The organism is Paenibacillus luteus (assembly GCF_006542765.1).
GTDB classification, from domain to species: Bacteria; Bacillota; Bacilli; order Paenibacillales; family Paenibacillaceae; genus Pristimantibacillus; species Pristimantibacillus luteus.
The window spans coordinates 41,726-52,378 of the sequence record NZ_SKCD01000036.1 but is presented as its reverse complement, the minus strand read 5'-3'; the positions used below and the strand labels follow the sequence as shown (position 1 = coordinate 52,378).

Annotated in this window: 5 protein-coding genes; 3 read left to right on the top strand and 2 right to left on the bottom strand. The window is 52.3% G+C overall.

Translation table 11 applies throughout. The annotated features are described in order from the left end of the window. Window positions 1–335 precede the first annotated feature (335 nt). A complete protein-coding gene (locus E0496_RS25070) occupies window positions 336–686 on the top strand; it encodes a hypothetical protein (RefSeq protein WP_206669854.1) in 351 nt (116 codons plus the stop codon). A gap of 146 nt (window positions 687–832) precedes the next feature. Next, a complete protein-coding gene (locus E0496_RS25065; RefSeq protein WP_141504493.1) occupies window positions 833–1,840 on the top strand; it encodes a M23 family metallopeptidase in 1,008 nt (335 codons plus the stop codon). A gap of 73 nt (window positions 1,841–1,913) precedes the next feature. Here the strand turns inward: E0496_RS25065 and yunB are convergent, their stop codons facing one another. Further along, window positions 1,914–3,050, bottom strand: a complete 1,137-nt coding sequence (yunB, locus tag E0496_RS25060; RefSeq protein WP_338325875.1) for a sporulation protein YunB — start codon at window positions 3,048–3,050, stop codon at window positions 1,914–1,916. Window positions 3,051–3,337: 287 nt separating this feature from the next. On the opposite strand from yunB, the gene E0496_RS25055 reads away from it, so the two are divergent. Further along, on the top strand, window positions 3,338–3,553 hold the full coding sequence (locus E0496_RS25055; RefSeq protein WP_141504485.1) for a hypothetical protein: 216 nt from the start codon (window positions 3,338–3,340) through the stop codon (window positions 3,551–3,553). Window positions 3,554–3,712: 159 nt separating this feature from the next. Here the strand turns inward: E0496_RS25055 and E0496_RS25050 are convergent, their stop codons facing one another. After that, complete coding sequence (locus tag E0496_RS25050; protein WP_141504484.1) at window positions 3,713–10,411, bottom strand: S-layer homology domain-containing protein; 6,699 nt, start codon at window positions 10,409–10,411, stop codon at window positions 3,713–3,715. Between the last annotated feature and the right edge of the window lie 242 nt (window positions 10,412–10,653).

Below are 10,653 nucleotides of genomic sequence, written 5' to 3'. Positions count from 1 at the left end.
TTTGTGGTAAACTTCACTTTATGGGTGCTCCTCTCTTTGGGTGATGTTGTCTTCGTAAACACCATTCTACCAAAGATTAGGGCACTTTTTTATGTTTTTATGAGGTCGCACTTTCGTAATTCAGGTTGAAGATTAATTTTGCTATTGGCATTGAAACATTTCCCTGATTAGTAACGTTTAGTATTTTATGGAATTATAAATATCATTTAAAGGATGGTCTCGCCATGTCTTCAAGCATCAAAATCATCTCATTAATAACAGTCCTATTTACAACCCTCTGCATTGGAATAGTTAGCGCGCGATATTCAGACCAAACGCTGGAACAACGAACAAGGATGGCAACAGGCCCGTTTCTGAGTCAACCGACAGAGTCAGCCAAACGAATCATCAACGATTATTTTACAGAAATCATGTATGTCAAAGACGAGGGGACCGCTCTCGCAGGTTTTGAAATTGTAGATGTCAATTCGTCCAATCTTCAAGACATAAAAGTAACCGTTCGTTTAAAATATGTAAATGGCCTTCATTTGCCGACAACAAACTACTCCATCGTTCCGATAAAAAATCATTATCAGGTTAAGAAGCAGTATTGTGCCTATGACTCCATACCAGAATCTCCTACATACGGTTCATTGATTGGCTGTACCTACGAAAGCTCGGATAATGGATTTGGCATACAGTCTTAATGTTTCAGACATGCTTTTAATTTATAACGCGTTTCGAATAAAAACCAATCATTTGCAAACCCTAACGACAAAGCCGTCATGCTTCCGGAAGGGTGAGATGTTTGAAACCGATTATTGCCATTGTTGCAGCTATAACTTCAGCCTCTATGCTGCTTGCTCAACCCGTAAGCCTGGCAGCAGCATCTCCGTCTGTCACAAGGCAAGCCGCAGCAGCTAACGGGCAGGCAGCAGGCGAAGAGGACTCGTTCAATGTCCGAAGAGGCCTATATGAAAAATTAAGCTTGTTTACTGAAATTCCCTGGTACTGGATCGCTGCCATCGATCAATATGAGCGCTCCATGTCCAAGGTTCGACCTAAAGCCAGGCCCATGCTTGGCAGCACCGTTGGCGTATTCATCGATCAAGAGCATTGGGCTGGCCCGCTTAATCCGAATACGGAGGACAATTCTCCCACTTCGATCCGCTTCTTCAATGGCATTGGACGTGACGGTGACGGTAATGGGCAAGCAGAACGGACGAGTGATATTGATTTGCTTTACTCGCTGGTTAGCCGCGTCGCTGCCTACGGCATTTCCGATGATGATTTTTCAATCGGATTATGGGAGTACTACCAGAATAATCGCTCTGTACAGCGGATTCAGCAGTTTGCCCGCATTTACTCAACGTTCGACAAATTAGATTTGTTCGAGCATGCCTTTCCCATACCGATCGGAACCAATTATGCCTATAATAGCACCTGGGGAACCGGGCGGAGCTGGGGCGGCAGGCGGACGCATGAGGGTACCGATATTTTCGCCCCCCACGGGCTTCCCGTTCGCAGCACTTGCTATGGAGTCGTTGAAGTGAAAGGCTGGAACCCTTATGGCGGCTGGAGAATCGGCATTAGGGACCTGAATAACTTTTATCACTACTACGCGCATTTGTCCGGCTATGATAAAACCGTCAACATCGGCGACGTCGTAAAGCCCGGTCAGGTGGTTGGCTGGGTCGGAAGCTCAGGCTACGGCAAGCCAGGCACGCAGGGTAAATTCCCTCCCCATCTCCATTACGGAGTCTATAGCGACCGTGGTTTGATAGAGTGGTCGTTCGACCCGTATCCGATGCTGCGCCGCTGGGAACAAGCGGAGCGCAAGCAGCTTAGGGCAAGGAAATAAATTTAAGCATCGAAATAAAGCTGCCATCAAAGCCTAAAGCCTTGATGGCAGCTCTTTCTCATGGTTATCGGGGCTACTCCGTAGAAGCGTTTCCTGCGCTTCCCGCGCCACTCCCGCTCGAATGTCCGCCTTCCTCCGTTATAGCTTCTGTAGACGGGCCGGCGTTCGATGAACCTGCATTCCCGCTGCCTTGCGGGGTGGACGTCACTCCGCTTCCCGATCCTTGGCCCAGCGGGACGGAAATGTTCGGTGCCTGCGCGGCAGATTCGCCGACCGGTTTGCCAGTATTGTCATAGTAGTACATCGGCACATCGCCAACGACAAGCAGGTACGAAATCGGGATATCGGTTTCTACGATTTCAGGCTCGGTATCGAAGGGGATAATAATCGTCACTTCCGCGATAATGCGGATGTATACCTCAACCAAAATCATATTGATGCCCGCATCCTTCTGGCGTGTGCTAAGATCCACCTTCACGGCTCCCACCGGCTCGAACTTGACTGGCACCCTAGGCCCGTAGGAGGAAATAATAGCGCTGCCAAGCGCATGGCCGATCGGGATATGCTCGGGGATATCCTTCATCTCGTTTAATGTGCTTTGGACGGTATTAATCGTCTGCGAGGTAATGCTCATATGCTCGGCGTAATTCAGCATAAAACCGGAAATCTTACCGTTGCTATTCATCTTCCAATCAATAAGCTTGTCAGTATCGGAGCGATTAGCCACCTGTTCCGTAATCGCTTTATTGATCGCTTGTGTCGCCATTTGCTTTACTCTTATTTTCGCTATATTCATAAGCGGCGGCCGTAAATTTTTCTCGATATACACAAACGATTGAATCGAAAAGACCGTCATAATAATCACTGTAATCAGAAAGATCGTGCGCTTGCGGATACGCGGCCTTGGTGGCCGAGCTCCCCATGCGCTGCCCGAACCGCTTCCGCTGCTTTTTGCGCGGCTGCTGAATTTCAGCACTGGCCGGCGAACGCCCCATTTCCCGCTGCCGGAGCTGGCACGCGCCCCCCATTTGATAGATGGGGCACCCGTGCCCGTTCCCCATTTTTTTGGAGCTGACCGTGGACCAGCCGAGCTGGTGCGGCTGCCCCAGCTAACCGTTTTTATTTTTGAGAACGGACGGCCTGATCCCAGCTGCATCCGGCTCCCGCCGAACCCCCGAAACCGCCAGCCTCGCCTCCCCCACTTTGCCAATCCGATCCCCTCCCGCCTCAAGCTGTCCCTCTTCCTTACCCATACTTATGCACAACTCGGCCAAAAAAGAAGACGGCCTGCCAGGGCTTAATTAAACAGCAGAATGAGTTGCTTTATGAGTTGCATAAAAAACTTCGCCTCTTGCTCAACAATTCATTAGTTCTAAGTACATTAAATATAAACGAAGTAACATAGGAATGATCAGGAGAACAAAGAGACTTTGCAACGTGATCCCTCATGGGATAGACTATAGGAAATCATTATTCGTGCTAAAGGAGTATCGGCATATGTCCATCAATCGTCGGCTGAATACCGACTCAGATTTCGAAGAAGTCATGGAGCTGCAGCAGCGCATCCGCGTTTTTCAAGACAATCAGCTGATCGACTCCAGCTCGCTGGTCGTGCGGTTTGACGATAGCATCATTGTGACCCAATCCGGAGTAAGCGATATTGCTTATCATAACCGGAAGGCATGCGAGTTTTTTTTGCTGAGGAAGAGCTGATTCGCGTTTTCCTAAGCTCTCTGTGTATACACGCACAAAATATGTCTGATCTGCACAGCTGTTACATACCAAAAAAAACGGTGCCATCTGCTCGCCTTCGCGCGCCGATGACACCGTTTTTTGCTTTTAGCCTTATGTTCCTTATCTACGGTACTTGATTTACTGCTTATTAAGCAATTGAACGTGCTGCAGCAAGCGGGTAATCAACGTTGCCGCTTCCGCCCGGTTGGCAAGCGCCAACGGCACAAATCCTCCATTGCCTTTGCCTTCCATGATGCCCGCCGCTGCCACTTGTGTCACAGCCTCAAGTGCCCAGCCATGGATAGCCTGCTCGTCTTTGAAGCTGACCGATGCTCCGGCCGCCTGATCGCCGGCAGCGCCAGCATTCTCTGCGAATTGCAGCGCATTTGCAGCCATGACCGCCATTTGCTCTCTCGTAATCGTCGCGTTCGGACGGAAGGTCCCCTCCTCAAAGCCTTGAACAAGCCCATGTTCCGCAGCAGCAGCAACGCTGTCCGCATACCATGCAGTTTCCGCAACATCTTTGAAGGTGGATAGCGCCACAGCCTCGCCATGGCCTAATCCGAGCGCGCGCACAAGCATGGCCGCGAATTCCGCGCGCGTTACGGTACGTCCCGGCGCGAAGCTTGCTTCCGAGACACCGCTGACGATTTGTTTGGAAGCCAGCAGCTCAATGGATTCTTTCGCCCAGTGGCTGCTGATGTCCGCAAAGGTTTTTTCATTAACCGCTAGCGCGTAAATGCTGTTACTTGTGCTCATGATGGTGGCGACGGTTTTTCCGGCAGCGTTGTTGAATAAGGCAGGAACGTAATGGAATTCTCCCGTGGCCGAATTAAATACGAGTGCCACTGCCGTTTTCGCCTTCAACTCACCGCCTGCCGTCATCGTCCGCTTCACATATTTGCTGCCGAAGCTGACGACGGGTACCGTCTTTGTGCCGTCAGAAACCGTTATCCCAAATTCAACCGGCACGCCTGAAAGCTCCATGCCTGCTGCTGCGGCCTTCCGTTCGAGCTCGGTCAGCGACTGCCCGCTGACCGGCCGAATTGTAAAGGTCCAGATCAGCTTGGCGTCTACGGTCTGTTTCGTTTGTTCCAAAGCGCTGCTCACAAGCGCTAATGGAAATTCATAAACGGCATCTCCCTGTTCGATGATCAGTATGGCATTCGGGCTGCTCTTGGCTGCACCCAGCAGCGCCTGAGCCGAGAAGGACAGCCCACCGCCTGCAGCGAGTGCTTCCTTCCCAAACACGATTCTCGTCTGACTGCCTGCGGCTTGCTCTTTTAGCTTGGCATCATTACTTGCCGTGTCGGCAGAAGAGCCGCCAGGCGGAACGGAACCATTGCCTCCCCCAGAGCCTCCTTCGGTTTCCTCTTCAGGATCGACGACTTGGACGGCAGCTTCTTTCACGTTAACCGTCAACACTCTGCTCTCCTGCCCAAAAGTGACCGTTAGTTTCGCCGCTCCTGCCTTAACAGCCGTAAGCAGCTTTTCTCCATTTACGGTTGCGTTATCTTCCCCGCTGCTCACCGATACAGCAGCGTCCGTAGTAACGTCTGCGCCACTCTGGTCGATGACCTTTAATTCCCGCGTATCTCCAACGGTCAAGGCAAACGGGCCTCTGTCCCCGTTTTCAAGTCGGATTAGGAACGGTTTCGGACGGTTTGCAAACCCTTCATTCTGCTCGCTGAACGTGAGCTTCCCGTTCGCATCGGCCAGCATCGATATTCTTTCGCCGCGTACAATCACGTTATCCACTTGAAGAGTGCCCGCTACATCGCTGGAGACATCAATACCGTTAGTTCCCATACCATCAAGCACGATATTCTGAAGCGTCACATTGCTGATATTGAAGCCAGCGCCATGCACGATCAGGCCGGCATAGGTGCTGTCCAGCGCTACGTTATCCCGCACGATGACATGCCCGTTCAAATCCTTCTCGCCCGCAAATATCCAAATCGCTCCCAAATTGATGTTGTAGGCCGCATCCGCGCTGCCTGTACGGAGCAGCGTATTGCGCTCCACAATCGTCGTGCCGCTGAATGCTACCGGATTGAAGCGCGTAGATATTGCAATCCCGGCGCCATTCGTAATCGTATCCGAACCGATATTATCCTGAAGCTTATTGTCCTGTCCGCCAAAAATAACGAAATTATCCGCCAGCCATGGCAGCGCTACTGTATTAAAACGCGCCGTGTTGTTGACGCTTGCGCGTCCTTCCGCTGACCACATAGCAATGCCGTCGTCGCCGGGGTAACGGATATCGGATTGTTCCATGATGCTGTTGCTTGTGCCGACAGAGAAGTTAATGCCGTCCGCCATCAAATTGCGTAGGCGAAGGCCAACCATATGCAGCCCATCCGTCATTTCATCGCTGCCTCTTACCTTCGACAGCCAAAGTCCTGTCTTGGAATGCTCCACCCAAACGTTTTGGATGACCGATCCTGCGCCAAAACCGCCATAGAATGCGTGGGTTAGCGCTTCGTCGTCACGAACATTCAAATCTCCGTCAATGAGGAGATCATAAACGCCTATGTTTGCTCCTTTGCCGATAAACCTTGCCCCGATCAGCGTTGTGTACCACATGCCAGCTCCGCGAATCGTGATTTGATCCAAGTCAATGACATCCGCTTTAAGCTCAAACTCTCCCTCTGGGAACCAGACGCCTTTCCCCTGCTCCTTCGCAGCGCTCATTGCGCCGTAGAATGCGGCTGTGTCATCGTTTCCATCGCCTGACACGGCCCCAAAGTCGGTGACGGACACAAAGCCTTCCGGCTTCGTTAACGGACCATCCACCTGTTCCAGATCAACAAGATCGATAATGTAATAATCTGCGGCATTGTCCGCATTTTTCTGCAAACGAAGGGTTGCCCCTGCCGGAATGTCGCCGATCCGCGCATGAATTTCATCGAAGAAGCGATGAGCATTGCCCTGCTTCGGATCATTCGACCATGGGTAGCTTCCGTATTCCCAGCCATGCTTCGAGCTAAGCGCCAGATTTTGCTTAAACTCGCCGTTTACGTAAAGGCTCAGCGTTTCATTTAATCCCGCGCCATCCGCGCTATCCGGAATGACATAACGCAGCACAAGCGAATTGGCAGCTTTCGCTAGCGTAAATTCCACATATTCGCCTTCGTCTGCCAGCTTCACCGCTTGCCTGCCTGAAGCTTCGGCTGCTATCTCGCGGTAGCTGCGCGACGGGCCAAGCAGCTCGCCATTCGTCTCGCCATGCTCCGCTTCATAAGTAAGGTAGGGAAGCGTTGCTCCGCGATAAGCGATGCCGACGCTATTTTTAATCAGTAAGCTGTCGAGCCACAATTGTCCTGAATCCGCAGTGTCCTTTTGGAACGTGATGATATTGATTCCTTTGCGGAGCTGCACGGCAAGACTCGTCTTGGACCAGCTTTGCGTGCTTCCCGCCGCCTTGAAAGCCACCTGCCTAATTCGTTCGCCGTTGACGTAAAGGCTCAGTTCCTTCGAATCGCCCGACACGTTCAAGTAACGCAGCTCTGTCCCGTAGCTGCCAGCAGCCTGGGCATGGACCGTAAAGCTGAGCTTATCTCCGGTCTCCGTGAAACCGCCGGCATATCCGGTACCGGAATAGCCTTTTTGAGAATCCGCTAGTTTAACATCTCCCGAGGCAAAAGCCAGCTCTGCTTCATATTGTTGATTGGAGGCTACCGGCTCAAGCTGCCATAGCGCCTCATCAGCCGCATTCGGCGTACCATAAGCAGCCTTACCTTCCGCATGCAGCAGCAAGCCATCTGATTGCGCCGCATTGGCAAACCGCTTGTAACCCACTCGGTCTTCTATGGTCCACTGAGCGGCGTCATTGCCTCTAAGCTCGCCGGATACCGCTTTAAGGCCCGCACCATCCAAGGTCAACAGATGACCTGTAGCTTTGTTCTTCACCAACCTGCGCCCGTTGAAATCCTGCAGCAGCCACTGGGAGGCATCGCTCCCCGCGCTTGGCGTGCCTGTCAGCACCACACCTGCGTTCTCATACAAATAACCGGAGCCTGCTTTCGCTTTAATGCGCACGTAACCGGTATCGTCGAAGATAGGCGTAGCCGTATCATTCGTTTTCTCCTCGCCCATATTCGGCGTCTCGAACAGCTCCGGCGCTTCCTTCATCGTCCATTGCACCGAGCCGAAGGAGGCCGGATACAGCCCGCGCTCCGCGTAGCCGGCATTATTTTGCACATGGATCAGCTCATCGTCGTATTTGCCATTCAGGCTGCGAATATAATATTCCGCGCCGCTCGGCGAACTTTCAATCGCCCACTGCGATGCGACATCATGGCTGGCCGCCTCCTTGCTTTCAATAAACGGGTAGTCTCCATTCATCGTCATGTAATGGCTGGTGACACGGTTTTTCAGCCGAACCGCGCCCCCGTCCTGCTCGACAAACCAGTGGCTATAGCCATTCGTCTCGGCTAAAGCGCCGTATAGTACAATGCCTCCGTTATTCTCATACAGGAATTGGCCGTTCGCCTTGTTCTGAATACGAATCGGCGCAACCGGGAGCGGCTCTGAAGGAAGCGCCACTGGCTCCACGGCGAATTGCGCGCGATCTTCCTCTGCCACAAGCTTGCTCACTCGCGAGAATCCATCGCCGTCCGCATAAAGGTAATGGCTCGCCCAGCCGCTCTTTAGCACAACCAAGCCTTCTGCGGCACCTTGCTCCATAAGCCATTTCGCGCTGCCCCAGCAGGTGCAAATATCGTCTTGCGCTAGGATGGGCTGCGCGGGAGCATCAAGCTCGACATCGCCGCCGATATGCTCCATCGACACGTAGTGTCCCGTTTCTAGATTTTTCAAGCGAACCGAGGTTGGCCCGTCGCCTGTTTTCTCCAAGTACCAAACCGAGCTAAGGTCGTTCTCCGGCAGCTCGCCGTACTTTACCTTTCCAAGCCCGTCGCCTGCCTCCGTTACCTCATAAAGGTAGCTTCCGGTTTGTTTGTTTTTCAGGCGTACGTTCGTCAGCGCCGCGTCCGCTACCGGAACGAAGCGCCAGCGAGGGCTTCCCCAGCTCGGATTAATGATGCCGTACTCCGCGTATTTCGTCAGGTTTTGAAGACTGATATATTTCTGCTGGCCAGAGACGTTATTCGCATCCTGCACGCTATGAATCAGCTTCGAGCCGCCAACATCCTCGATCACCCATACTGCGCTCGTCCATGCGTCCTCGACTGCGGTCACATCGATGCGTCCTCCGGACATCTTCTCAAGATTGATATAATGGCCGGTAGCTCTGTTCTGAATTCGTTTGCGTCCGTTAAAACGCTCAATCAGCCATTGTCCCTTATAGTCATCCTCCGAGACATTGCCATATTTCAGCTGTCCAGCAGCATCCTCGTATAGCACGAACGCCTGCCATTCATTTTGAATGCGGACATACTGCGGCGATCCGTCCCCGCTGAAGGCAGGGTCTTCGAACAGCCACTGCGCCGCATCCTCGTTCGGGTCAATCGAACCAGCCTGCGCAGCGCCCACATTGCCCTGAATATGAAGATACTGCTCAGCTCCCGCCTCGCTTCGCACGACTTTGTAATCGTCATAAAGCGTAGAGTTGCTGATCGACCATTGGTCTTCAGCCGTGCTTACGGCGAGCGGAAGCGCCTGAAGCGGAGCAGTCGGGTCATTGGCATCCACGCGTGTTACGTAGTGGGCAGTTGCCAAATTCCGAAGCCGCTTCTTGCCGTTCAAGTCCTCCTGAACCCACTGGTAAAATGCTTTTTCTCCTGCTGAAGCCGTAAGCGCTCCATAACGAACCACGCCCGCCTCCTCATGCAAATAAGCGGTGCCTACGGCCTCATTCGTGAAGTTCACCATTCGGTAGGGCTGTGCATCCGGTGCCAGCTCCACTCGCCAGTGTGCATTGTCCCTATCCAGAACGGACCAATTGTTGGAGCGAACATGAATATCATCAAATTGCGTATTCAGCACAAAAGGTTGCGAAGGGTCTGCTTGATAGGCCTCCACGTTCTGGAAGGTAACAAATCCCCCTCCGGCCGCAGGGGCCATCATCCATTCGCTCTTAACTGTAGCGTCCAAAGCGACAGCCTTAATCGGTTCCCACAAAACGCCTTGCGTAATGTAGTGGCCGGTGGCGCGGTTTTTGATCCGGTACGATTCCGGGGTTGCCCCAGGCACCAGCACCCAATGGGAAGCGCGGTCTACAGCCGGCACATCGCCGTAATCAACCGAGCCATCCGCGCCTTCATACAAATATTGTCCCGCTCGGAATTTATTCGCGAGTCGAATCGGAGCGGCAGGCTCCACGGGCTCAAGCGCCCATTGCGGGCTCTCAAAGGTAATGTTGATATCGTTGCTCGCTTCAGCGAACCCGAGCTGATCCTCTTGATGAATGACTAGATTCGCATTCGCTGGGACGGTTGCACTCTTGATTACGACATAACCTGCACGGTTCGAGTCATGAATCGTCCATTGATCAGCAAGCGTGCTCTCGGCAATCTCGCGGCTCGTCAGCGCGTCTCTCCGCTGTCCAACCTCCGCAATCGTCATGTAATGGCCAGTGGCACGATTTTGCAATCGCTTGTTGCCATTGTAATCTTCGATCAGCCACTGCGAGGACTCATCCTCATAGCTCGGAAAGCCATAACGGACGATTCCGCTCTCATCCTCATACAAATAATTGCTTTGCCACTTGTTCTGAATGCGAACATAGGTAGAGTCCGTAACCGATAGGGCAGCTGTCTCCGGTGGCGGATCGCCTGCCGTTTCCGGCGCTGCCTCGTTGGCATAGACCGGCACAGCCGTAAGCATAAGCAGCAGCGCCAGCATAAAAGCGAATATAGACCTTGCACGTTTCATTGCACAGACCTCCCAAAGGTTTGCAAGCACTAGCTTGATTCATGCGCCTGCATATGTAGATCAATCATTCCCTTTTATCATAATTTGGAATCGCTTACATAACGATGTGCATTTCTAAATAAAGTAGGTGATATATTACGAATACCTGATATTAAAAGCTTCTGCCTTTTCTCTCCCTCCTCGCTCGCATGCTTAAACCTAAAAAAAAAGCCCCCGTCCTAAGACAGAGGCTGCAAACGGCT